Here is a 24,017-nt window from a genome sequence, read left to right on the forward strand (position 1 = left end):
TGGGGCGCAGTTCAGTGACAAGCTTCCCAAAGGTTTTTCCTTTATCGCGCATTAACAGTCAGTAAGACGCCCACCTCAAGTTGATAGATGAGAACGAGTCAACTAGGTGGGCGATCAACTAACCGTAAAAGCCCGATTGGTTCAACTAACAATCCGTGGGGGATGAAGATAACCCCCATGGATTGAAGTTTCACTTTATTTTGGCTCCCAAGATACAAGTGCAGCATGGAAGTCATGACGGTAGTAATAACGACCATCCTTTTCTTCTATAAACGGTGCGAGAGAATCCTCGATATGTGCTCTTTTAACATCAGTATTCAATATTTTTTTACTCTGTGTTGTAACAAGTTGCTCATACGTATCATATTCATATACGCGTTTCAGCGGTATTATTTTGCATTCTGCATAAATATCCATTTCATATAACAAATTCAAAAACTCAATATAATCTCTTCGTGGGAACTTGATATCATAGCCATATTTGGTATGTAATAGTTCGTAATGCGGTTGAATCGGGCCTGTCGTCATCCCGATAATTGCACGCTTTTTAGCAAGACGATTCATATGTTTTAATGCCGCTTTGATTTCATACATGCGGTAAAAACAATTCACACCGATTACAATATCATGTGTTTGAATGTCATTTTCACCAAGCTCTTCCCATTTTGCATGGACATAAGAAACATGTTCCTCATGTTGTAAGCAACTTTGTAAGTACGTGAGAATACTTGCTGAACTGTCAACACAGGTAAGCTCTCGAACATAATCAGCAAGTGGAAACGTATAATTACCCCAACCAGGTCCGATTTCAAGGACTGAGTGTTCTGGCTGAATACTTCCCTTAATTTCTGCAAAGATCTGTGCCGCATAGGGGTCTGTTTGTCCAGTGTTTTTGCGTGCTATCGATTGCGACCAAAACTGTTCTTCTAAATGATCATTCACCATTCGCTCAGGCATTTGCCCTTGCCAATCCTTCATACCCTCTTGCCATAATGCCTCATAATTAATGGCTAACGGCCCTTTTCGTGTCATACGCTTACCTCTATATTCAACATGTCATATATTTTTTCCATATCTAAATTGGCCCGTACATGGGTAGCAAGCATGTTATAAGCATCTTCTCTACGCTCTGCATCGCTTTTCACATCACTAGGTAGCGCAGCAAGGCCTTTTTCCACACGTATGTCGTTGACTAGCTGTCGAGTAAAGGTACGATTATGGAACAAACCGTGGAAATATGTGCCGATAACTTGCTCATCCGCACTCACTGCTCCGTCCACACGACCATCTACTAACTGCAAAAATGGTGATACCTCATCACGCAAAATTTTTGTGCGCCCAAGGTGTATTTCATAGCCTGTGAATGTATCATTACCGCGTGTACCAGTCATTTGTACAGTCTTTTTATCCCCTACAAAAACGGTTTCCATAGGCAGTAGTCCTAAGCCTTGTGCGGGATCACCATTCCCTTCTACAGCGTCAGGGTCAAGTAGCGTTTCACCAAGCATTTGGAATCCACCGCAAATACCAATAATTTTGGTACCACGTGCACGTAAGTTGGCAATAGCTCGATCAAAACCTTGTGCCTTTAACCATGCTAAATCATCCATCGTGCTTTTTGTACCTGGGAGTATTAGTAAATCAGGAGTACCAAGCTCTGCAACATTGCCAATTAATCGCACACCCACTTCTGGTTCATCAAAAAAGGGATCTACATCTGTAAAATTCGAAATTCGCGGCAAACGGATCATGGCAATATCCACCAAAAATTCTCCTGGCTTTGGCTTTTTGAAGCGTAATGACGATAATGCAAGTGAGTCCTCTGCCTCAATATTGACATCTACATATGGCACGACACCTAACACAGGTATGCCTGTCTCACGTTCCACCCATTCAATACCATCATCGAGTAACTCACGCAACCCTCTGAATTTATTAATAATTAGCCCTTTCACGCGCGCACGTTCGGCATCATCGAGCAATGCTAATGTCCCGATTATTGACGCAAACACACCACCACGATCAATATCTGCAACTAAAACAACTGCAGCATCAGCTAAGTGAGCCATACGCATATTCGCGATATCGCGATCCTTTAAATTGATTTCTGCTGGGCTACCTGCACCTTCAAGCACAATCACATCATATGTATTTTGTAATGTTCGTACAGATTTTTCAACGATGGGCATCGCCTCCTGCACAAATTTATTGCGGTAACTTTTCGCGTCCATGTTCAAAAAATGCTTGCCATGTACAATGACCTCAGACACCATATCCTGCTTTGGTTTTAATAAAATAGGATTCATGTCAGTTGTAGCAATAACACGCGCAGCTTCTGCTTGTACACCTTGCGCACGGCCGATTTCACCACCATCCACCGTCACAAATGAATTAAGCGCCATATTTTGAGACTTAAAGGGTACTACCTTTAGCCCCGCATCAGAAAAAATACGGCATAAGGCTGTGCAAATCATGCTTTTTCCGACATCAGAAGCTGTTCCTTGAATCATAATTGATTTTGCTGGCACACTCTTTCCTCCCATCACTTTTACAGAAAGTTTATTTATTCAGGCAGTATCTCAACACCGTCTGAATAAAACATAAACCTCCTATTTCTCGTAACACCTCTAGATGTGACAAACCGCTCTGGACATCTAATTAGAATTCAAGTCCCTTAACTGCTGGGATACCCTCGTCATAATAATGCTTTGTCGCATCAATTGTTGATACTAAATCCGCCATTGCAATAAGCGCTGGATTTGCACTACGCCCCGTTATTACAAGGTGCATCGTTGTAGGTCGCTGTTTAATCGCTTCGATGACTTCAGCTAATGGCAGCACATCATCAATCGGAAACTTGGTAATAGCCAATGCATTGTTTAACTCATCTAGTACAAGTAAATCAATGCGGTCGTCTTGCAAAGCAGCCTTTGTTTTTTTCCAAGCTTTTGCAAGAGCTGCGCGATGCTCCTCTGGCGTTTTTGTCCAAGTAAAGCCTATGCCCATTTGTTCCATTTCCACGCCAAGCTTTCGAAGGGCGATTTGCTCGCCATACGTGCGCTCTGGTGATTTAATGAATTGCATAAATCTCACGTTTAAACCACGACCAACTGCACGTAACGTCACACCAAGTGAAGCTGTCGTTTTGCCCTTGCCCTCACCTGTGTATACTAAAAACAAGCCTTTTCTAGCCATGCTTCATGCCCCCTTAAAGCCACGTTGTTTTTTCTTCAAATGGCGTACGCTTTTTGTCTTTTAGCTCCTGCTCTTCCGGATAGCCAATGAATATTGTCCCTACTACCTTTTGACTGTCACTCGCACCGATAAATGTATGCATACGTGCATCATGGACAAGTCCAACGCCTCGTGTACGCCATACAAATCCTAGTCCTTGTTCTTCAGCTGCTAACCACATGGACATAATGGCACTGCAAACTGCAAAGACATTGTCTTGTGTTGCATCTGCATCACCTTCTACAATATCTGCTGTCACAACAATTGCAACAGGCGTTGTTTGTACTACTTTTAATGAGCTTTCTACTAGGTTTGGCTTTGTTGGAAAACGTTCCTGTAAATAAGTATTAGCCATTTCTTCATAGCGCTTCATGGCTTCATCTTGTATCACAAAAAAATGCCAAGGCTCACGCATACGGTCATTAGGTGCAAAAGTAGCTGCTTGCAAAATTTGTTCGATTTTCTCTTGTTCAACAGGCTGTGGTGTATAATTTCGAATTGCTCGTCGATTTCTTAACGCTTCGATGACTGTCATGATTGTTCCCCCTTATTTCCGCTACACTCCGGCGCCTATCTCTGTCGCTTTGTTATCGCCATAAATCAATGATTTTTGCCGGAGGGTTTTCTTTAAGTCACTGGATTAAACAACAACTTACTTACTTACTTACTTACTTACTTACTTACTTACTTACTTACTTACTTACTTACTTACTTACTTAACTTCCGTTCATAGCACCCTATGTTGAGGTAGGTGACTTTGACTGAATCATGTTAAAGTGAGACCTTGCTCTTCGAACCACTGAATGTTGTCGCGGACATTGACAACATCCCCTACAACAATCATGGAAGGATTATGATAGCCCTCACGTTCAATAATGTCAGCAATTTCATCTAGTTGCCCTGTGATTGTGCGCTGTTTGTCGGTCGTTCCCCACTCAATAACAGCTACTGGCGTAGTTGCTTTACGTCCATTGTCGATTAATTTTCTCGAGATGTAGGCAATATTACCAACGCTCATATAAAATGCTACTGTATCTATTCCTGTTGCCAGTGCTGGCCAATTTAAAAAGTCTTGGCCTTTTTCTTCACGACCATGTCCTGTTACAAGCGCAAAGCTTGTGGCAAAATCTCGGTGCGTTACAGGTATTCCTGCATAAGCTGGTGCTGCAATTCCTGCCGTAATACCTGGCACTACTTCATAAGCAATGCCATGATTTTTTAATATTTCGGCTTCCTCTGCTCCGCGACCAAAGACGAATGGATCGCCACCTTTTAAGCGGGTTACGATTTTGCCTTCTTGTGCCCTTCGGACAAGGAGCTCATTGATTTCATCTTGAATAAGATGGTGCTTACCAGGCAATTTACCGCAGTATACTAGTTCAGCATCCGGCTTTGCAGATTCTAACAATTTTGGGTTTACAAGACGATCATATGCAATGACATCAGCCTTTTGAATGCATTCAAGCCCATACACCGTGATGAGCTTTGGATCTCCAGGACCAGCTCCTACTAAATACACTATTCCGTCCTTCATGGCGATTCTCCCGTCAATAATTGTTGTAAATAAGCTTCACGTCTATCAATCTCTCCACTACGAGTCCATTCTAGTAAGTTTGGCTCAAGTAATGCTTGCAGCGCTGCCCGTCGTTTATCGCCCTTTTCAAACTTAGCAACAACCATTAATCGTGCCTGCTGTAAAAAGCATACGTAGTCTTCATAGACTGCATCAAATTGCTCGGCTAAATCTTCCTTTATTTTACAAGCTAAAGAGGGACTTGCACCTGATGTTGAAACTGTTAATACAAGAGGGCCACGGCGTATAGTAGCTGGTGTAATAAAATTACTTTCGCCTTGTGCATCTGCTCGATTTAATAGTTGCCAATGTTGAGCCGCTTCCTGTACGGCTTCATTCACGGTAGTATCATTTGTTGCCGCAATGATGAGCGATGCATCATCTAAATCACGCGGTTCAAATACCTTGTCACGCCATGTGATTTGACCAGATTCTGCTAGAGGCAGTAATGTTTCGTGCAATGTTGGGCTTACAACAACTACATTGGCTTTAGCCGGTAACAAAGACGCCACCTTCTGCGTTGCAACATGTCCTCCTCCAACAATTACTACCGTTTTATATTCGATATTTATATGAATTGGAAAGTAATTAGTCAAAATTTTTCACCTTCTTACAAGCTGCCAACCAGTTCTCGACAAGCTTTGGATTGGATACAAAATGAAAATGCGTATAGCCAGCGACTAAATTGCTTGCCTGATAACCCTCTTGTTTTGTGCCAAAGCGCCCTTTTGTTTCATAGGCAGGCGTTTCATGTGTCCCGCTATATTGTGAATAATGGAATTCATGTCCCTTTGCTTCTTCCTCTTCACCGATTAAAAAGTTTGCTTTCTTGCCGGTAATTTCACGATAGCCAAGCGCCGCAAGCTTTGTTTGCATTGCTACTTCACCTGGAATAATACCAAGCATGTCATAACGTTCGCCATCACTATTCGTAATGGCTTGTGTCAAATACATGAAACCCCCACATTCAGCTAAAGTTGGTAAACCCTTGTTAATGGCCTCACGAATTGACTGTTTTGCTATGGTATTGCCTGCAAGTGTATCGGCAAATTCCTCTGGAAAGCCCCCACCAATATATAGACCGTCAGCCTCAACTGGTACAGGCTCATTGGCTAAAGGTGAGAAAAATTGTAGCGTAGCCCCTTTTGCGCGCAGGAGGGCCAGATTTTCTTCGTAATAAAAGTTGAATGCAGCATCCTTTGCCACGGCAATATGAATATGTTGATCTTCGTGCTGTTCAAATAAATCACCTGTTTCTTCTAGAACAGGTGCCTTTGTTAATTCAAGCAATGTCTCTAAATCGATCGTTTCGGCCATTAAAGCGCCTAGCTTATCAAAAAACGAAGCAAGCTCACCACGCTCTATAGCAGGAATTAACCCTAAATGTCGACTTGGAATATCAATGCCTGCTTCGCGTTTTAAATACCCAATGACAGGAATACCACATTCCTGCTCAATCGCCGCTTTGGCAATTTCGTAGTGACCGACACTTCCGACTTGGTTCGCGATGACGCCCACAATATTCGGTTTATCAGATAGCATTTGGAAGCCCTTTACAACTGCTGCCACACTTCGAGCCATACTTGCGCAATTGACGATTAAAATAACCGGACTTTCGGTAATGACACTTACATCTGCGGCTGATCCTGCATCAGATAATGGGCTTTTACCATCATAGAAACCCATAACACCCTCAATAATCGAAACATCTGCATCCATACTGGCACGTGCCACAATATCACGCACGGCATCATGCGAAAACATCCAACTATCGATATTACGCGACACACGTCCAGTCACCGCTGTATGATAGCTAGGGTCTATATAATCGGGACCACATTTAAAGCCCTGTACGATTTTCCCCTTTTCCTGTAATGCCTTCATTAGACCAATTGTAAACGTCGTTTTACCAACACCACTACCAGTTCCAGCAAGTACAAAGCGATTCGTTTGCATAGGCTCCCTCCTTAAAATGTTAATCTCGCTACAGAAATTGTTGCGTTCCCTGATTTTTTCTTTGGTAGCACGAGCGATTCTACTTGTGCAAAGCGCATAGCAGCCGGCTCACTGACGCCGTATGCACCTGTATATTTAAATACCGTTTCAGACGGTGATGGGAAATTGATTTCGTTTAATTGTGCTGGTGTATATGTGATGAACTCCCAGTCATATTTCTTTGTCACATCAATGAAGCATTGTTCGTCTTTTTTTAAATCAATCGTACAAAGAGCTTTGACACTTTTTTTCGATAATTTTAATTCTGCGAGTGTTTCATCAATAACTTGTTCGATTTCTTCAAGTGACGTATCACGATTGCAGCCCATACCTAGCACAATCGATTTTGGACGATAAATCACGCCATTCTCAAGGAGCACTTCTTCCTCCGGTTCAATGATACGATCAGTAATCCATAACGTTGCATGAGGTTTCGCCTCTATCGCGGTTTGCGTCGATGGATATATTTTGATTTGCTCTGGCATAGGGGTATCACGCATCCACCAATCACGTTCACCAGTTTCTTGTACGATTGCGACATGCTTCTCGTTAACAACCGAGGCACTTACAGGCGTAAGCTTGTCTGCACTGTCCCACACCCAACCAAAGCGTGCGCCAAATAAATCAACAGGAATTGTTTTTTGGACATCCGAAGCCGTTGTAATAATTGGATTTGCACCAAGGGCCGCTGCAACTTCATGAGTAAGCTCATTGGCACCACCTAAATGACCTGATAGTACACTAATGACATTTTCCCCACGATCATCAATGACTACAACACCAGGGTCTGTCTTCTTATCCTGTAAAATTGGCGCAATCATGCGTACAACCGCACCAAGTGAAATGATTAAAATTAAGCCTTTATACTGCTTGAATAATGTAGGCAATAGCAATCGCACGGTACCAGAAAACAGCTGAATATGCTTCTCTGCTTCGTCGCCTTGCTCAAATTTACTCATATAATATAAATCACTCTGCGCAAAGGTTTGTTGTAGTCTACGTCCAATTTGTACACCGTGCTTGGTAATCGCCACAACCGCATAAGGATTACGTTGAGCAACTTCTGGTAAAACGCCCTCTTGCAATTTAATCACTTGTCTTCACACCTTTTCGGAAGCCGTGCGTAAAGGTCGCATCATATAATTTCGAACGGTATTCATCTTTATCATGAATATTCGGGTCTAATGCCCAGCCCGCTAAAATCATTGCATGTTTACGAATGCCATTAACACGCATCGCTTCATCTAGTTCAACTAATGTCGTGCGCACAATTTTTTGATCTGGCCAAGAAGCACGTTGAATCACTGCCACGGGTGTATCGTCCGCCCATCCTGCATTTTGCAATTCTTTGATAATTTTCTTAGTTAAAGTTGCACTTAAGAATAACGCAATCGTACAATGATGGCTTGCTAAAGCACGTAACTTTTCAAACTCTGGTACAGGTGTGCGCCCTTCAGCACGTGTTAAAATAAGCGTTTGCGTTAAATCTGGGATTGTAAGTTCCGCACCGATTGCCGCAGCAGCTGCAAATACTGAGCTAACACCAGGAATGACTTCGTAACCTATGCCTTCTTTTTTTAAAAGTGCTACTTGTTCCATAATGGCACCATACATGGCAGGGTCACCTGTATGCATGCGTGCTACTACTTTGCCCGCATTGACACGCTCTACCATTACCGCAACCATTTCCTCTAAATGCATACCTGCTGTACGAATAACTTCTGCATCAGGTTTTGCTTTTGCAATTAGATCTTCATTTACTAGGGAATCTGTATACATGACAACGTCCGCTGTTTGTAACATCTGTAAACCCTTCACCGTAATTAAATCCGGATCACCAGGGCCAGCACCGACAATAAAAATTTTCTTCATTATTTACGCACCACCATTAATGTTAAATATTCTAAAGCGACGCCTTCTAAATCTTGAACATCCCAAATGATTTCTTCGTCAGACGTTACTTTGGTCACAACCGATGCCTTATCAAGTAAATCTAAATCGCGCAGTACCTCCAGCATTAAATCCATAACCTTTGCAACTTTAATGAAAACAACCGCATCATGATTTTCAATTGCTTCACGCATAGCACCGTAATTGTCATGTGCTGGAATAATCGCCACACGATCATCACCATCTGCTAGGGCAATACCTAGTCGCGACGCTGAGCCATTAAATGAAGAAATACCAGGCACTGTACGAATTTCCACCTCTGGATGCCTATCTTGCATAAGCTTCATCATATGGATGAATGTACTATATAATAAGGGGTCCCCTTCTGTCACAAACGCGACGTCCTTGCCCTCTTGCAGCTTACCATAGACAAGTTCCACGGATTTTGTCCATTCTCGTTCTAACACAGCCTCATCTTTTGTCATTGGGAACACGAGACCAAGCATATCTTTCTCTTCTGGGTTAATGTACACATCTACAATACGATGCGCATAACTTTTACTGCCCTTCATTTTTTTCGGATAGGCAATAACCGGCGACTCCTGAATGACACGGAATGCCTTTACTGTAATTAACTCTGGATCGCCAGGGCCTACACCTAAGCCATATAAAATACCAAGATTACTCATGATTTTCTTCCTTTCGATGTGCCGAAATAATATAAATCGGATTTAATGGGACAAAACGGGTCATATCTAAAATCGGCTTACTACGTGCCAATTGCGCCTGCAAAATATCGACAGCAAAGCCACAAGCTTTAAACGCTTCAACCGCCTTATATAAATTTTCTATCGTTGCTGCATTTAAGACGATGCGACCATTAGGCTTCAAACGTGAACAGCACATCTGCAAAAGTTCCACCATTTCGCCACCTGTACCACCAATAAAAATCGCATCTGGATCCGGGAAATTTTCTAGTCCATTCGGTGCTTTACTATGAATAGCCGTCATATCTACACGGAATTTCTGCTGGTTTTGCATGCAGTTCTCTAAATCGGGTGCATTTTTTTCCACCGCAAATATTTGCCCCTCTGGTGACAGTTTGCCAGCCTCAATAGCCATTGACCCTGTACAAGTGCCAACGTCCCAAATGATGCTATCTTTTTGTAACTGCATAGCCTGTAGACTTAACACACGAATTTCCTTTTTCGTAATAAGCCCTTTATCTGGCTTACGTTGCGAAAATTCTTCATCATCAATACCTAGTGAATAGCGTTTGGGTGCTGATGTTTGCTGTAAAATGACAACATTCAACGTAGAAAATTCAGCTGTTTCTAATTCATCAAGAGAATACCAGCCGTATTTTTCTTCATTACCTTGTAAATTTTCTGCAACAAACACTCGGTATTCCGTCATACCAAAATGCTTCAGATAACGTGCCAATGCATTTGGGTTATTTTCAGCGTCAGTAAGTAGCGCTACTTTCTTTTTGCCGTCAATGCGCTGTGCTAAGCCCTTCATTGGTCGGCCGTGAATACTTGCTACATAGGCATCCTGCCAACTCTCGCCCATTTTTGAAAACGCAAGTTGCACCGAGCTCATATATGGATAAACCTCGATTTCTAGTTTTTTCACTAAATAACCACCGATGCCATAGAATAATGGATCGCCCGACGCTAAAATAACTGTTCTTCGTGTTTCTGCCGCTAACCTTTCAACAAGCGTTGAAAGACCACCCTTAATGACAACTTTTTCTCCTGTAAAGCTCGGGAAAAAATCAAGGACACGCTCACCTCCAACGAGTACTTCACAGTTTTCAATCCACTGCATGTACTGTGGCAATAAGCTTTCTTGTCCATTATCCCCGATCCCAATTAATTTCATCGATCGATGCAATGTCATCAGCCCTTCCTAATAATTGTCCCTTCATCGAGTAAATCGATGTGGAGAGCGTCAAACCGCCCCTTGTATGGTGTATCGATGAATAGCAACATGCCTCACATAAATGATGAAAAAAGTCATCATAGCCTTTATCCGCCATAATTTCACCAACTTGTGAAGCGGTATTGGCTTCTCTTACTTCGGTAATTGTGTCCTCATCTGCACCAATATCTGCTGCCAATTGCGCTAAAAAATTAAAGTCAATAGCAGCACTTTTTGAATGCACCATCATGACACCCTGTGCAACCTTTGAAAACTTCCCCATCATCCCAACGAGTGATACTTGCCTGATGCCAAGCCGTTTACAATGTTTTAACGTAAAGCCGACAAAATCACCCATTTCTATAAATGCTTCCTCTGGCAATTCAGGATACTGTGCCATTGCATACTTTTCACTGCGTCCACCTGTGGTCACCACTACATGTTCACACCCAGCAGCCTTTGCCACACTGATGGCTTGGACAATACTTGCCATATACGCTGAACTCGAAAAAGGCACGACGGTTCCCCTTGTGCCTAAAATGGAAATGCCTCCGATAATGCCGAGTCTTCCATTTAACGTTTTTTTTGCAATTTCCTCACCCTCTGGTACGGAAATAACGACATTCACGCCACGTTCTATATGAAACTCATCAAGTACACTCTGTACAGTACTATGTATCATCTTGCGCGGTACAGGGTTAATAGCAGCTTCCCCGACAGCAACTGGTAAGCCGGGCTTTGTCACTCGCCCGACTCCAATTCCTCCATCTAAATGAATACCTGGTGTATCAGCCCAGCTTACTGTGCCAATAATGAGCGCCTTATGTGTAGCATCAGGATCATCACCGGCATCTTTTATCGTTTCACAGCTTACAGTGTTACTAGCAAATGTACATTTTTCGATTGTAAACGTTGCATCACGCCCTATTGGTAAATGGATGGTGCTCGTTTCCTGTTCTTCATTTGTAATCAATGCTAGTAATGCAGCTTTTGAAACAGCAGTTGCACAGGCTCCCGTTGTATAACCGTGACGCATGTCCTTGGGATCCTTTTTTGGCTTCCGCTCCATTACTTTTTCGCCTGTTCGTCCGCTAAAATTGAAATGGCATTCAATGCGGCTACCGTCACTGTACTACCGCCTTTACGGCCAACATTTGTAATATACGGAATACCTTCTAGCTTTAATAGCTCCTCTTTGGACTCAGCCGCTGATACGAAGCCAACTGGCATACCGATAATTAAATCCGGTTTAGCTAAACCTTCTTTAATCAAGCGAATTAACTCAAGTAATGCTGTCGGTGCATTGCCAATGGCATAAATACCGCCTTCGTGTAATTTTGTAGCCTTTTGCATTGAAATAATAGCACGTGTTGTATTTTGTTTTTTCGCTTCGATTGAAACATCTTCATCTGCGATATAGCAATGTAAATCCCCGCCATGCTTTTGGAAACGTTTTTTCCCTGAACCACTTTCAATCATTTGTACGTCTGCAATCACGTGACGACCTGCAAGGATCGACTTTACCCCTGCTTCTAATGCTCCTGGCGTAATGATGACACTACGACCTAACTCAAAATCAGCAGATGCATGAATAATACGACGAACAACTTTCCACTCATCTTCTGTAAAGTTATGTTCACCCATTTCCTCTGCAATAATTGCGAAACTATAATCATAAATTTTATCTGGGTCTACTGTTAATGGTTTAAAATCTGTTTTAAAATCCATTTGTATTGCCTCCTAGAGTATGTTTTGAACAGCTTGCAGTACATCCTCAAACTTGGAATACTGTTGGCCGTATTGTATATTTGGTCGAGCAATTAAAATCGTTTCAATGCCACAAGCAAGTGCAGCCTCAAGCTTTTCATCAACTGAACCAACTTTCCCGCTTTCTTTTGTAATCATCAAAGTGACGTCATATTGACGGAAAAGTGCTTCGTTTAATTCTTTTGAAAATGGTCCTTGGATGGCAACAATATCTCTTTGAGCCACACCAAGTGCCTCACATTTTTCCATATTATCAAGGCGAGGAAGCATCCGCGCAATAACCCGCGTATTTTCTAGACCATGCAATACTTTGGTAAACGTCGCTAGCGTTTTACTGCCTGTAGTCAACATAATGACACCGCGTTTTTTTGCTGCTAGTTGCGCCGCTTGCTCATAATCTTTAACAACTGTGATGAGAGGATGTGCGTAGTGCTCATGGGCACGTTCATAGCGAATATAGAGTACACCTGCTTTTTCAGCTGCTGCCATCGCATTTTTAGAAGCCTCTTCGGCAAATGGGTGTGAGGCATCTACAACAAGTTGATAGCCCTTTTCTATTAAAATCGTCGCCATTTCGTCAGCCGTCAAACGGCCAACTAAATGTGGAAGACCAACTTCTGTAAGACTTGAAGCCGCTGAATCAGTGACCACGGTCGCAGTCACTTTATGTCCAGCAGACTGCAATTCCAGTGCTAGATTCCTTGCATCACTCGTCCCCGCTAACATGAAAATCATTTTACTGACTCCTCTTCATGGTGATGGTGGTGGTCATGGTCATGGTCATGGTCGTGGTCATGTCCGTGATCATGATGGTGATGGTGATGTGCATGACCATGTACCGCAGCATAAGCACGGTAATTTTCTAAATCTTGCATGCCAGTAGATGTACCATTCACAGCTTGCTCTATGCGCTCTAATAGCACATTTTGTAGGCGCTCATGATAGCCAAAATAATTAGCAATTTCAATATCACAGTCAGGATATTTTTCGTTAAATTGCTGGCACATGCCATGCATACGTTCCATTAGGATGCCTGTAAATAAAAAGTACGGCAACATAATAATTTTTTTCGCCCCCAACTTCACACAACGCTCAATTCCTTCTTCAACACGTGGATCTGTTACGCCCATAAAGGCACTTTCCACGTAAGGTACAGGGAGCTTTTCCCAAAGTAAACGAGTAATTTTATAAAAATCACCGTTGGCATAAGGATCACTACCACCACGAGCAATTAAAAGAATCGCGGTATCTTTAGGTTCTTCTTGTTGTGCATTGAAGCCGATTTCTGCTAGACGATCTTCCAGAATGGCAAAAATTTCATCATGAATACCAATTGTTTGAGCATATGTGAACGTGATATTTGGATAGTGTTCTCGCGCATGCTCAATTTCTGCCGGGATATGCATTTTGGAATGTCCAGCATGCAGTAAAATGATTGGAATTACATGTACTTCTGTAGCACCCTTCTTCACGCAATTCGTAATGCCTTCTTCAATGTTTGGCGAAGCAAACTCAAGGAAGCAAGTTTCTACTAAAAAGCTGTCATCAATCCGAGGAGTCATTTGCTCAATAAATGTGCGTACCTCATCATTTCCTGCTGCTAAACGGCTACCATGGCCAACAAATAAAATAGCTTTCATCTCTTTTCTCCTCACTAATCGCCGCACGGAGCTGGCTCTACTTTTATTTTTGAAGACATATCTTGATACGTAAAATGCAATATTTTTTTCACACGTTTGAAATATTTAAACAAGCGCTCATTTGGGTGCGCGTTAGCTTTGTACTCTTCAATAATGTCTGTAATAAGTGGCATAAGTTGTTCAGGTTCTAAGCCTTCTACAACAGGTTGTGCAGCATGCGCTGTACGCCCAACTGGTTTAGCGCCGATAAAGACATCAAATTTACTTTTACGATAGACGATACCAATATCATCAAACACTGCACGGTAGCATGCCATACCACAGCCGTTAAAGCCGATGTTTAGCGTTTTGGGTAAAGACAAACCACCTAGCTTTTCTTGAATTTCCTCAGCATATGGAATAGAATCTGCTTTCTCTCCATAACAAAAATCACATGCTTTTAATGACAGTACATCACCAATAGGGGCTAACAAAAAACCCACTTCACGTAATTTTGTTGTTATCTTATCGGGTTCTGCCGTTGGAATTTTCAAATGGATTTGATGATCAGGTGTATATTCCATCGTTCCTTCTTCTCCGACAACTTGTGCTAACGCCGTCATTTGCTGCGGCGTGAAAAACTTATTGGCCACCCCTGGACTTACGGCTAATTCAAAAATGGTTTCAATTTTTTGTTGTACAAGCTTAGGTGTTGCATGCCCTGCACTTGTGCCCTTTACCATTGCAAGAGCTGTTGCAGCCATTTCAAGTGATGATTTTTTTAGCGTTGCCATAGGCGTTATCGCTATACTGGGCTTGCTACGTCCTGCATTCGGGTCAGCCTCAAAATCAGCACGCGCTGTTCCTGTTTGTTGATTCATCGCCCATGGTTCATTTTCTTCTTTCAGACGCTGATGTGGACGTAGTGGCTGTTTTTCTTCTCCAAGTGTATATTTACGTTGGTAGCCACGTGGTGTAATCATTTTATTGTCATAGAAAAATGTAGATGAATTTCCGATAATGACCGTTGTGAGCATCCCAATATCATGTTCAAGCATCTCAGCTAATGTTGTCATGGTAATTTCCTGGCGATCACGATAGGCACTTTTCACGAGTCCCACTGGGGTATCTGGAGATCGGTATTCTAGTAAAATGCGTTGTGCTTCTACGATTTGACGTGTACGTCGACCACTTTTCGGGTTGTAAAGTGCAATCACAAAATCGGCCATCGCTGCAGCTTCCACACGTTTGGCAATTAGATTCCATGGCGTTAAATGGTCACTTAAACTAATTGTGCAGGAGTCATGCATAATCGGCGCACCTAGTAAACTCGCACATGAATTAATAGCAGAAATACCAGGAACAATCTCTACTTCAACACCTGTTGCTTCTGTCCAACCAAGCTCAATCAATACCTCATAGACAAGCCCAGCCATCCCGTACACACCTGAGTCACCACTGGAAATGACAGACACGATATTACCTGCCTCTGCCTGCCGCACAGCTTCCTGCGCTCTGGAAACTTCTTCGGTCATTCCTGTACTAACAATCGACTTGGCCGTCACTAAATCTTGAATGAGCTCAACATACGTTTTATAGCCGATGATAAAATCACTCTGTTGTAATGCCTCCACAGCTCGCGTTGTAATATGTTTAAAATCACCGGGGCCAAAGCCCACAACAAAAATCTTACCTTTTTGCGCCATTTCGTTACCCCTCTTTCACCTTTTCAATACCTTTTATAGCTGTTGTTTGTGCTGTACGCTGTAACGTACCTTCACGAAGTGTGAACACATGTTCACTATGTAAAGTCTCGTGGTGTAAGTCTTGCACGAGCGCCCTCGCATGCTCTGTCGTTGGCACACGATACCAATTTCCTTGTGGATAAGCGATGACAACACAAGCATCCTTACACCTGCCGTTACAGCGTGTTCTTGTCGTATGTATTTCCTTATCGAGTGCTTGTACCTGTATTTCATCACGTATTGCTTGGGTAATTTCCTCGCCATCTTTTTTCATACAGCTACTGCCATTGCAAATAAAAAGATGCGTTTTCATTCCTTCTAAGTTCCAAGTTGTCATTGTGTTGCTCCCCTCATTTGCTTTTAGGAAAAAGAAAAGACCTTCACTCTAAACGAAGAGTAAAGGTCTTGTAGAAGCCAAATAAAAACGAATATATAGGTACTCGCTCTCGCTTCAACTTCTCCCTCCGAAAAGTTTGCATGCCATCAACTAAGCAGGTTTCCTGACTTAAGCTTCTTCTTACTTTCGCACCTTCCCAGTTATACTAGTGGCTTTTACGATTTCATCAGCTATTACAGTAGCGGGGGCTGTATCGGATTCACACCGATTTCCCTATTATCTCGAATACTATCGAGCACTTATAGATGTATTTATATGAAATTTTAATTGTATAAAACGTAATAGAAAACTGTTTCTATCATAGCTTATTATTTATAAATTTCAACAATTCTTTTTTAATTTGTGAAATTTTTAGTAAAATTTCAACAAATATTTCAGGCAAAAATGTGGTTTTGCCCTTTAATTTATCATAATTTTCTATATTGAAGCTCAATTAAAAAAATTTTAATAAAAAGAGATAGCTTATTTATGGAAAATTATGTTACACTTTGTCGTGAAATCTCACAACTTCATCTTTTTCGGTGCGAAGTGTCTACATTTCGCTTAAAAGGGAAGCCGGTTCAAGTCCGGCGCGGTCCCGCCACTGTACTAGGGAGTTTTATAGATAAATGTCACTGTCCAAAGGATGGGAAGGCCTATAAAATGTCGAACTAAAGCCAGGAGACCTGCCGAAAAACACGTGATCGTTTCAACCTACGAGGATAGGTGTGCGGCTTGGCAGATTAACATTCTATTTGCTTTTTCAGCTATGCACTTTTCCTATATCGGAGAAGTGCTTTTTTTTATTGCGCACGCTACATTCGACATTTTATTTTAAGGAGGAGCCATTTTGAAATTTTCTTGTTGGAAGCTTAGTTATTTCTTACTGGCATTTTTACTCGTGCCAAATCGAGCATTTGCCATGCACATCATGGAAGGATTTTTGCCAATTGAATGGGCGATTTTCTGGTGGGTCGTCTCGATCCCATTTATTATTTTAGGATTACGTTCAATCCGTAAAACAATCGATGAAAACCCTGAAACAAAAATGATTCTCGGTCTTTCAGGTGCTTTTGCATTCGTTTTATCAGCACTGAAAATTCCATCGGTTACAGGAAGTTGTTCGCACCCAACTGGTGTTGGCCTGGGAACTGTATTATTTGGTCCATTAGCGATGAGCGTCATTGGAACGATCGTCTTATTATTCCAATCTTTACTCTTAGCTCATGGCGGTATTACAACATTAGGCGCAAATGCTTTTTCGATGGCTGTAGCGGGGCCATTCATCGCCTACTTCGTTTTTAAAGGTGCTCAAAAAATCGGTCTATCTTTTTCACTGGCGGTATTTTTTGCAGCAATGCTTGGTGATTTAGGTACATATGTTGTGACTTCTGTTCAACTTGCACTGGCCTTCCCATCAGAAGTAGGCGGATTTATGGCTTCATTTACTAAATTCGCAGGTATTTTCGCATTAACGCAAATTCCTCTCGCAATTAGTGAAGGTATTTTAACTGTCATCATTATGAATTTCTTGAAAAAATATAATATCAGTGAATTAAAAGCTTTACGTGTTTTCTCAGCTAAGGAGGCACATTAACATGAAAAAAAACTTACTACTATTAGCAATTGTTGTACTATTGGCAATCATTCCGCTATTTGTACAAAAAGGTGCAGAATTTGGTGGAGCAGACGGCGAAGCGGAAGCAGCAATTGGTGAAATTAATGCCGAATACGAGCCGTGGTTCGAAAGTTTTTGGGAGCCACCAAGTGGTGAAATTGAGAGCTTGTTATTCGTTCTTCAAGCCGCACTTGGTGCTAGTTTTATAGGCTATTTCATCGGCTACATGCGTGGCAAACATAAAGAAGGTTAAGCGATGCTACTCATTGATAAGTATGCTTATATGAATAAGCTAGCATCTGTTCATCCGCTAGAAAAAATGACGCTTTCCCTTGGTCTTCTACTACTGTCGCTTATCATGAGAAATGAACAAATTTCACTCATTACATTTATTGTGATGAGTGCTTTTATCATTGTCGGTGCAAAAATTCCCATTATGTATTTTGCCAAGTTATTACTACTACCAGGATTCTTTTTACTTACTAGTTTAGTATCCATTTTATTTTCTATTGTGCCTTCACCTAGCACACTTCCTACACACTTTTGGTCATACTCACTCAAAGGTGGTTGGATAATTTTTATTGGCAGTGCGAGCATCGAAACAGCGCAGCAGCTTTTTTTCATCGTCCTTGGCAGCATTAGCTGTCTGTATTTTTTAATTCTTACGACATCGGTACAATCTATTTGCTATGTTCTACGACAATGGCGGCTTCCCGTTCTATTTGTTGAATTAGTAGAATTAACGTATCGTTTTATTTTTATTTTTTTAGACAGTATGCAAAAAATTCATCTTGCCCAGCAGGCTCGATTAGGTTACCGTTCCCCGATGCAATGGTTACGCTCAATTTCAATGCTAATTGCAGCGTTATTCGCAGAGATGTTCCAACGAAGTCGTGAGCTCAACAATGCAATGCAGGCACGCGGTGGTGAAACAGTCTATTGGCAAGAGAATTTTACCCCTAGCATGAAAAACTGGCTAGGTATTGCTGTTATTTTTATATTCCTCATCATTTATGGAGGTTTTTTCACATGACGACAGATTTATATTTTGAACTAAAACAATTATCCTACGTTTACGCAGATGGAACCTATGCTTTAACCGATATTACCCTTCAAATTCCAAAAGGCAAAAAGATTGCATTACTTGGACATAATGGTGCAGGAAAATCAACGTTATTTCAGCATCTAAATGGCATTTTGAAACCAACCGCTGGTAGTATAGCATTTTGCGGCAAAGAAATTCACTATAGCAGAAAAGAATTAAAGGCATTACGGCAACAGGTTGGTATTGTGTTTCAGGATGCCGATAATCAGCTTTTTTCTGGGACAGTGAAGCAGGATATTGCATTTGGGCCACTTAATCTTGGTTGGGCCGCTGAAAAAATTGAAGAAAAAATAGCATGGGCCGTTGTACAAACTGAAATTGCAGCATTGCTTGATAAACCGATTCATTTTTTGAGTGTAGGGCAGAAAAAACGTGTGGCCATGGCAGGTGTTTTAGCAATGGAACCATCCGTATTATTATTAGATGAGCCAACTGCAGGGCTCGATAATTATTATGCTGCACAAGTTTTACAATACCTAGCCAAATTAGAAGATGGTGACAGAACCATTTTACTAGCAACCCATGACATTTCACTCGCTTATGAATGGGCAGATCAAATTATCGTTATGGTGGCCGGGAAGATTATTTATAACGGCGATCCAGTAGCCCTGTTTTATCAAGAGGATTTACTTGAACAGGCCCACCTTGAACGGCCATGGGTCTTTGAAATGGCGTTGGCCTTACAACACAAAAAACTATTTGAGAAAAATATTACGATACCGCGTTCGCAGGAAGATTTACAAAGACTTATTGAACAACTTTAAGACAATGTTTTAGGAACATAGCATTTTTCGGACTTTAATTGCGGGCCTTTCACCTGTACTTGAATCGACGTTCCTTGATTCCTATCTCACAAATCTAGTAGAGGGTGACTCCACCACTGTACGTACGGTTCTCTCTTATTAAGAACCGTTACACCTGTGCATCAAAGATGTGAAGTCGGTCTCTATTAAATATAAATTCTTGGAAAAATATTTACTTATATCCTTATATTATGAAACTTTTTTATCGTTCGTTCGTAATAGTATAGTTGTGACTTACATTAAAAGGAGAGAAAACAAGTGAAGAACTGGATTAAGAAATCAATGGCTGTAGGTGCATCTGCTGCACTAATGGTTCCTGCTGCTTCTGCCTTTGCAGAAGCGCCACAAAACATAGCGAAGAACCCAGAGTCTGTGAAAAATACTGTCGCTAGCAATCAGGAACAAATTCTAAAGCAATTCAACAATGAAAAAGAATGGATTAGTAAGGATACAATTATCGTCAAGCATTCAGGACTTGCTAAGAACGCTCATAAAAAAATTGGCTCTAAAGTAATCCGCTCTATCCCTTCATTAGGTTACGATGTTATCCAACTTAACAAAGGAGTAACGCTAGAAAAAGCAGTTTCATATTATGCCAAGCAAGTAGGGGTTAAAAGTGTATCTCCAAGCTACGTGTATCATGCCTTTGACACAGGAGAAGATCCAAAGAAAAAGGATATGTATCATCTAAACCTGCTTCAAATTGATAAGGCCTTAGAATTAGCAGGTGATCATGAGGTAAAAGTAGCAGTTATCGATTCTGGTGTGGATTTTAAACATCCTGAGCTAAAATCTCAAGTGCTTCCACCATATAATGCAGCAGCACCTGCCAATTCCACTTATCCTGGTGACCATGGAACACATGTAGCAGGTATTATTGGAGCGGCAAAAGATAATGCTGTAGGAGGACATGGGGTTAATCCAAAAGCCAAGATTCTTCCAATTGATGTATTCAACGGCAAAGATGGTGCCAATGATTTCGTCATTGCACAAGGAATCCTTCATGCCATTGAGCAAGGCGCTGATGTTATTAACATGAGCCTTGGCGGCTATGGAGAATCTCCATTAATGAAAGAAGCCGTTCAGAAAGCGATTGATAATGGCATTACCGTCGTAGCAGCTGCGGGAAATGAATCGACAGATAATTACTCCTTCCCTGCTTCTTTCGAAGGCGTTATTAGCGTAGGTTCTACGAATGAAAGAAACAAACTATCAAGCTATTCAAACTACGGTCCATCGGTTGACGTGGTAGCTCCAGGTGAAGATGTCTACAGTACTGTTCATGATGAGAAAAAAGGATCTTCCTTTGTAAAATTTAGCGGAACATCTATGGCATCTCCTGTCGTTGCAGGTGTGGCATCCCTACTAAAATCAAAATATCCAAATCTAAAACCTCATGAAATTGAAGCTATTCTTGAAATGACCGCAAAGGATTTAGGCGAGAAAGGCTATGATCTTACGTATGGACATGGTCTTGTCGACCCTATAAAAGCCTTACAGTTTGATTTAAAAAATCTACCTAAACAGTATTCAGAAACAAAAGATGAGCGAATGAAAAACGCAAAAGACCTTAAAAAGAATGTTTTGAATACAGAAAAAGGTGAATTCAAGCAACCGGATGAAAAAAAATGGTACAAGGTTGATTTAGATTCAAATGAATATGCGCAACTAACATTAAAAGGTGCAAATAAATTCGATTATGCAGTTGATTTGTACTTCTACCCTAAAGGTCATAAAGGTGAAGTAGAACCTATCAATGTGAATGATGTCCGCGTAGGAAAACAAGAAGGATACCTATTTAAAGCAGATCAAGAAGGAACCCTCCTTGTTGGTGTAAAAGATCATAATGGTAGCTATAGTTTAAAGGGCGAATCTAACTACATCTTAACAGCTCAAACAACTAAGGAATTACCAATTGATTCATTAGATAAGAACAATGTAGAGAAAATTAAACAATTCCCATTCAGTACAGCAGGGAAAAACTATACCCTACTATCTAAAGATCAACAAAGTGACCAAGATTATTTTACATTTACAGTAAAAGAACCAACAACGCTGAAATTTGATGTATCGGGTATTCCAGGTGTTACAGCATCGATGGAACTTTATTTAAAAGAAGACTTCGCTAATATACCGACAGAAGAACTTAATGAAGAAGAATCGGATGAGGCTTATCCAATTCAAACATCCTACGGCATGGATAAAGGAGACGGAGTAAGCCTTATTGTTGATGCTATTCCCGATGAAGAGTATGTACTTAGCGTATCTAATGACAGCGGTAGCGATTTTTCACTTGACATGTTCTTTAGCGGAGGCATTGAAGTTCAAGAGAGCATAAGTGAATCAATGATTCCTTACACATTAAAAGGAGAAGTCGTTACCCTTCCTGAAGATGAAGACGGACTTCCATTAAATGACGAAATACTAGAAGACAACGTACAAAATGATGATGTTTTACCTGTAACTCCAAATAAAGCTAAAAAAAATAATCAAATAAATGATTTAATGAGTATGTTCATGAGTCCAACTGGTATGGGAAGTCTGGAAGATGTGGATGTAATTATGGAGAAAGCGATTCGTTTTGATATTGGAAAAGATCAAAAAGCATACTTCCAAACAGAAAATGATGAAGATTACTTTTTATTTAAAGCAAAAGAAGATGCCGTTTATGGTTTCCATATTAATAAAGGCATGAACCAAGCACCAGCTGGAACGATTTTTGAATATGATGAGGAAACAAATGAATTATTACCAGTTTCTTCATTAACAAATGATTTGGGATTAATCAGTCTACTTCTAGGCACAACAACTGATGAAAACGAGGCCAAGACAATTGCCTTGAAAAAAGATAAAACCTATGTTGTAAGTGTAGCCAATTATGGTGGCCGTTCTTCTGAACCATACACACTTAAAACAAGTAAAATGGCAGATATTCCAACAGATAATAATACAGAAAATAATACACCAATAAAAGCTCAAATGATTCAACCTGGTAGTACTTTTAAAGACCATCTCATTTATAAAGATGATACTGATTTCTACTACTATAAACAACAAGGCAAAGATGAGGTCATGAGTCTTCTTGTTTCTTCCGTACCATTTACGAATGAACAGCTAAATCAATTACCTAAAGAGCTTCAAAAAGAATTAAAATTTTCAGGCTCCATTATTGAAGATACAAATGGTAATATGGAAATCGATCCAAAAGAAATGGAAACAGAAATTCCATTTGGGCAAGGTGAAAACTTAATTGAAATACTACTCGGTATTTCTGGCACAACAGATGTAAATACTTCATTTAAAGCGAAAAAAGATCGCGGTTATTTTATTGTTGTGAATGGCGCGAATCTTGGACAAGTATCACTGCAACCATATACTTTAACGATGTTTGATCATAATAGAGTAGATGAAGATGCAGATTCTGAGTTAGTTAATGGTGTACCAACAAAACCATCTCAGCTGACAAAAAAAGACGATAAATGGGTAGCAACTCAATATCTTAATGCAGGTGTTCCATTTGGAGATAAGGACTATTTTGAATTTACCAATGACAGCAAACGCGATGTGTTCTTCTCTCTACAAACTGAAAAAGCACTAGATGGCGTCATCCGTATTATTGATGCAAAAGGAAAAACAGTAGAAACCTTAGATCTTTACGGAGCTGAAGATGCTGAAGTAGGTACAGTCGAACTCGACAAAGGAACATACTATATTGAAGTAAGTGAAGTAGACGGCAAAGCTAGCACACAGCCATATACACTTGAAATAAAATAACATCTAAATCCCTTGACTGAAAAATGGACTTAGTAGAAGGACAGAAATTTCGGTTGAAGGTAGTGTAGTAAAGCCACTTTTTTAGATTTATCTTTTCAAGAAAACAATTAATAAGTGAAGGAATGTCCCCTAGATGATAGAAAATCTAGGGGATTTTCTCAGATTGTAGACAAACTCAATTTTTTGAGTTTGTCTACATTTTTTTCTTTTAAACATAGAAGTTTCTATAGGAACCTGTTGATTTCCGCTAGGGCGGACGCTTTTTACGGGCACGGCTTCTGTCTCCTCGTCGCTACGCTTCTGCGGGGCCTTTTCGCTCATGCTATTCCCGCAGAAGTCGCCGCCTGCGCTCCTTTCAACTAATGGTCGTCTATAAATGATTGAGGTGATGGATAGGAGGACGAACAATAGTAATAATGAACGACATCCATTAGAAATGCTGACATCAGAAAATCATTGAACGTCCTTTTTGGGCGCATCATGTTGAAGAAGCCGATATTTACGTCATCAAAGAGACATAAAACTGATTGCAATGACTGCCACCAACGCTATTGAAAAAATTAAAATGGAAGTTTTTTTGAATTCTGCTTCATTT

Annotated in this window: 22 protein-coding genes and 2 riboswitches; of the genes, 5 read left to right on the forward strand and 17 right to left on the reverse strand. The window is 40.9% G+C overall.

Translation table 11 applies throughout. The annotated features are described in order from the left end of the window. Positions 1-195: 195 nt before the first annotated feature. The 17 genes from H131_RS13195 to H131_RS13275 all read right to left on the reverse strand — a co-directional run bounded on the left by H131_RS13195 (position 196) and on the right by H131_RS13275 (position 16,083). The gene (locus H131_RS13195; protein WP_010859662.1) at positions 196-1,032 is read right to left on the reverse strand and encodes a class I SAM-dependent methyltransferase; all 837 of its coding nucleotides are present in this window, start codon (positions 1,030-1,032) and stop codon (positions 196-198) included. Then, entirely contained in the window at positions 1,029-2,528 is a 1,500-nt protein-coding gene (locus H131_RS13200; RefSeq protein ID WP_010859663.1) for a cobyric acid synthase, read from the reverse strand. Before H131_RS13200 ends, H131_RS13195 begins: the two co-directional genes overlap by 4 nt. Positions 2,529-2,658: 130 nt before the next feature. Continuing rightward, entirely contained in the window at positions 2,659-3,195 is a 537-nt protein-coding gene (locus tag H131_RS13205; protein WP_010859664.1) for a cob(I)yrinic acid a,c-diamide adenosyltransferase, read from the reverse strand. 13 nt (positions 3,196-3,208) lie between these two features. After that, the gene (locus H131_RS13210; RefSeq protein ID WP_010859665.1) at positions 3,209-3,769 is read right to left on the reverse strand and encodes a nitroreductase family protein; all 561 of its coding nucleotides are present in this window, start codon (positions 3,767-3,769) and stop codon (positions 3,209-3,211) included. A gap of 231 nt (positions 3,770-4,000) precedes the next feature. After that, positions 4,001-4,768: a uroporphyrinogen-III C-methyltransferase gene (gene cobA / locus H131_RS13215; RefSeq protein WP_010859666.1), complete on the reverse strand. Its 768-nt coding sequence runs from the start codon at positions 4,766-4,768 to the stop codon at positions 4,001-4,003. Continuing rightward, positions 4,765-5,403, reverse strand: coding sequence for a precorrin-2 dehydrogenase/sirohydrochlorin ferrochelatase family protein (locus tag H131_RS13220; protein ID WP_010859667.1), 639 nt, complete (start codon positions 5,401-5,403; stop codon positions 4,765-4,767). Before H131_RS13220 ends, cobA begins: the two co-directional genes overlap by 4 nt. Further along, the gene (locus H131_RS13225; protein ID WP_010859668.1) at positions 5,396-6,763 is read right to left on the reverse strand and encodes a cobyrinic acid a,c-diamide synthase CobB; all 1,368 of its coding nucleotides are present in this window, start codon (positions 6,761-6,763) and stop codon (positions 5,396-5,398) included. The genes H131_RS13220 and H131_RS13225 overlap by 8 nt, the downstream gene beginning before the upstream one ends. An 11-nt stretch (positions 6,764-6,774) precedes the next feature. Further along, on the reverse strand, positions 6,775-7,896 hold the full coding sequence (locus tag H131_RS13230) for a cobalt-precorrin 5A hydrolase (protein WP_010859669.1): 1,122 nt from the start codon (positions 7,894-7,896) through the stop codon (positions 6,775-6,777). Continuing rightward, the gene (gene cobM / locus H131_RS13235; RefSeq protein WP_010859670.1) at positions 7,889-8,674 is read right to left on the reverse strand and encodes a precorrin-4 C(11)-methyltransferase; all 786 of its coding nucleotides are present in this window, start codon (positions 8,672-8,674) and stop codon (positions 7,889-7,891) included. The genes H131_RS13230 and cobM overlap by 8 nt, the downstream gene beginning before the upstream one ends. Next, positions 8,674-9,381, reverse strand: a complete 708-nt coding sequence (gene cobI, locus H131_RS13240; protein ID WP_010859671.1) for a precorrin-2 C(20)-methyltransferase — start codon at positions 9,379-9,381, stop codon at positions 8,674-8,676. The genes cobM and cobI overlap by 1 nt, the downstream gene beginning before the upstream one ends. Beyond that, positions 9,374-10,594 carry a bifunctional cobalt-precorrin-7 (C(5))-methyltransferase/cobalt-precorrin-6B (C(15))-methyltransferase gene (locus H131_RS13245; protein WP_010859672.1) on the reverse strand — a complete coding sequence of 407 codons (1,221 nt, stop codon included), beginning with the start codon at positions 10,592-10,594 and terminating at the stop codon, positions 9,374-9,376. The genes cobI and H131_RS13245 overlap by 8 nt, the downstream gene beginning before the upstream one ends. Beyond that, entirely contained in the window at positions 10,551-11,684 is a 1,134-nt protein-coding gene (locus tag H131_RS13250; RefSeq protein ID WP_010859673.1) for a cobalt-precorrin-5B (C(1))-methyltransferase, read from the reverse strand. Before H131_RS13250 ends, H131_RS13245 begins: the two co-directional genes overlap by 44 nt. Then, positions 11,684-12,343 carry a precorrin-8X methylmutase gene (locus tag H131_RS13255; protein ID WP_010859674.1) on the reverse strand — a complete coding sequence of 220 codons (660 nt, stop codon included), beginning with the start codon at positions 12,341-12,343 and terminating at the stop codon, positions 11,684-11,686. The genes H131_RS13250 and H131_RS13255 overlap by 1 nt, the downstream gene beginning before the upstream one ends. Before the next feature lie 12 nt (positions 12,344-12,355). Continuing rightward, positions 12,356-13,117, reverse strand: a complete 762-nt coding sequence (gene cobK / locus H131_RS13260) for a precorrin-6A reductase (protein WP_010859675.1) — start codon at positions 13,115-13,117, stop codon at positions 12,356-12,358. Next, positions 13,114-14,022: a sirohydrochlorin chelatase gene (locus H131_RS13265; protein WP_010859676.1), complete on the reverse strand. Its 909-nt coding sequence runs from the start codon at positions 14,020-14,022 to the stop codon at positions 13,114-13,116. Before H131_RS13265 ends, cobK begins: the two co-directional genes overlap by 4 nt. A gap of 14 nt (positions 14,023-14,036) precedes the next feature. Then, positions 14,037-15,707: a precorrin-3B C(17)-methyltransferase gene (gene cobJ / locus H131_RS13270; protein WP_010859677.1), complete on the reverse strand. Its 1,671-nt coding sequence runs from the start codon at positions 15,705-15,707 to the stop codon at positions 14,037-14,039. Positions 15,708-15,711: 4 nt separating this feature from the next. Then, complete coding sequence (locus H131_RS13275; RefSeq protein ID WP_010859678.1) at positions 15,712-16,083, reverse strand: (2Fe-2S) ferredoxin domain-containing protein; 372 nt, start codon at positions 16,081-16,083, stop codon at positions 15,712-15,714. Positions 16,084-16,220: 137 nt separating this feature from the next. After that, a riboswitch (cobalamin riboswitch) is annotated at positions 16,221-16,399 on the reverse strand. A gap of 246 nt (positions 16,400-16,645) precedes the next feature. Next, positions 16,646-16,830, forward strand: a riboswitch (cobalamin riboswitch). A gap of 142 nt (positions 16,831-16,972) precedes the next feature. On the opposite strand from H131_RS13275, the gene H131_RS13280 reads away from it, so the two are divergent. The 5 genes from H131_RS13280 (at position 16,973) to H131_RS13300 (ending at position 23,422) form a co-directional block, all read left to right on the forward strand. Continuing rightward, positions 16,973-17,719, forward strand: coding sequence for an energy-coupling factor ABC transporter permease (locus H131_RS13280; protein WP_036130297.1), 747 nt, complete (start codon positions 16,973-16,975; stop codon positions 17,717-17,719). Between the two features lies 1 nt (position 17,720). Beyond that, positions 17,721-17,993, forward strand: coding sequence for an energy-coupling factor ABC transporter substrate-binding protein (locus H131_RS13285; RefSeq protein WP_010859680.1), 273 nt, complete (start codon positions 17,721-17,723; stop codon positions 17,991-17,993). A gap of 3 nt (positions 17,994-17,996) precedes the next feature. Further along, complete coding sequence (gene cbiQ / locus H131_RS13290) at positions 17,997-18,773, forward strand: cobalt ECF transporter T component CbiQ (protein WP_010859681.1); 777 nt, start codon at positions 17,997-17,999, stop codon at positions 18,771-18,773. After that, entirely contained in the window at positions 18,770-19,609 is an 840-nt protein-coding gene (locus H131_RS13295; protein WP_010859682.1) for an energy-coupling factor ABC transporter ATP-binding protein, read from the forward strand. Before cbiQ ends, H131_RS13295 begins: the two co-directional genes overlap by 4 nt. 297 nt (positions 19,610-19,906) lie before the next feature. Then, positions 19,907-23,422: a S8 family peptidase gene (locus H131_RS13300; RefSeq protein WP_010859683.1), complete on the forward strand. Its 3,516-nt coding sequence runs from the start codon at positions 19,907-19,909 to the stop codon at positions 23,420-23,422. Positions 23,423-24,017 lie beyond the last annotated feature (595 nt).

Source organism: Lysinibacillus sphaericus OT4b.31 (assembly GCF_000392615.1).
Classification (GTDB): Bacteria; Bacillota; Bacilli; order Bacillales_A; family Planococcaceae; genus Lysinibacillus; species Lysinibacillus sphaericus_B.

Coding starts and splice junctions, on each gene's coding strand:
- H131_RS13195 (WP_010859662.1), bottom strand. CDS start 1,032: ATGACACGAAAAGGGCCGTTAGCCATTAATTATGAGGCATTATGGCAA.
- H131_RS13205 (WP_010859664.1), bottom strand. CDS start 3,195: ATGGCTAGAAAAGGCTTGTTTTTAGTATACACAGGTGAGGGCAAGGGC.
- H131_RS13210 (WP_010859665.1), bottom strand. CDS start 3,769: ATGACAGTCATCGAAGCGTTAAGAAATCGACGAGCAATTCGAAATTAT.
- cobA (WP_010859666.1), bottom strand. CDS start 4,768: ATGAAGGACGGAATAGTGTATTTAGTAGGAGCTGGTCCTGGAGATCCA.
- H131_RS13225 (WP_010859668.1), bottom strand. CDS start 6,763: ATGCAAACGAATCGCTTTGTACTTGCTGGAACTGGTAGTGGTGTTGGT.
- cobM (WP_010859670.1), bottom strand. CDS start 8,674: ATGAAGAAAATTTTTATTGTCGGTGCTGGCCCTGGTGATCCGGATTTA.
- cobI (WP_010859671.1), bottom strand. CDS start 9,381: ATGAGTAATCTTGGTATTTTATATGGCTTAGGTGTAGGCCCTGGCGAT.
- H131_RS13245 (WP_010859672.1), bottom strand. CDS start 10,594: ATGACATTGCATCGATCGATGAAATTAATTGGGATCGGGGATAATGGA.
- H131_RS13250 (WP_010859673.1), bottom strand. CDS start 11,684: ATGGAGCGGAAGCCAAAAAAGGATCCCAAGGACATGCGTCACGGTTAT.
- H131_RS13255 (WP_010859674.1), bottom strand. CDS start 12,343: ATGGATTTTAAAACAGATTTTAAACCATTAACAGTAGACCCAGATAAA.
- cobK (WP_010859675.1), bottom strand. CDS start 13,117: ATGATTTTCATGTTAGCGGGGACGAGTGATGCAAGGAATCTAGCACTG.
- H131_RS13265 (WP_010859676.1), bottom strand. CDS start 14,022: ATGAAAGCTATTTTATTTGTTGGCCATGGTAGCCGTTTAGCAGCAGGA.
- cobJ (WP_010859677.1), bottom strand. CDS start 15,707: ATGGCGCAAAAAGGTAAGATTTTTGTTGTGGGCTTTGGCCCCGGTGAT.
- H131_RS13275 (WP_010859678.1), bottom strand. CDS start 16,083: ATGACAACTTGGAACTTAGAAGGAATGAAAACGCATCTTTTTATTTGC.
- H131_RS13285 (WP_010859680.1), top strand. CDS start 17,721: ATGAAAAAAAACTTACTACTATTAGCAATTGTTGTACTATTGGCAATC.
- cbiQ (WP_010859681.1), top strand. CDS start 17,997: ATGCTACTCATTGATAAGTATGCTTATATGAATAAGCTAGCATCTGTT.
- H131_RS13295 (WP_010859682.1), top strand. CDS start 18,770: ATGACGACAGATTTATATTTTGAACTAAAACAATTATCCTACGTTTAC.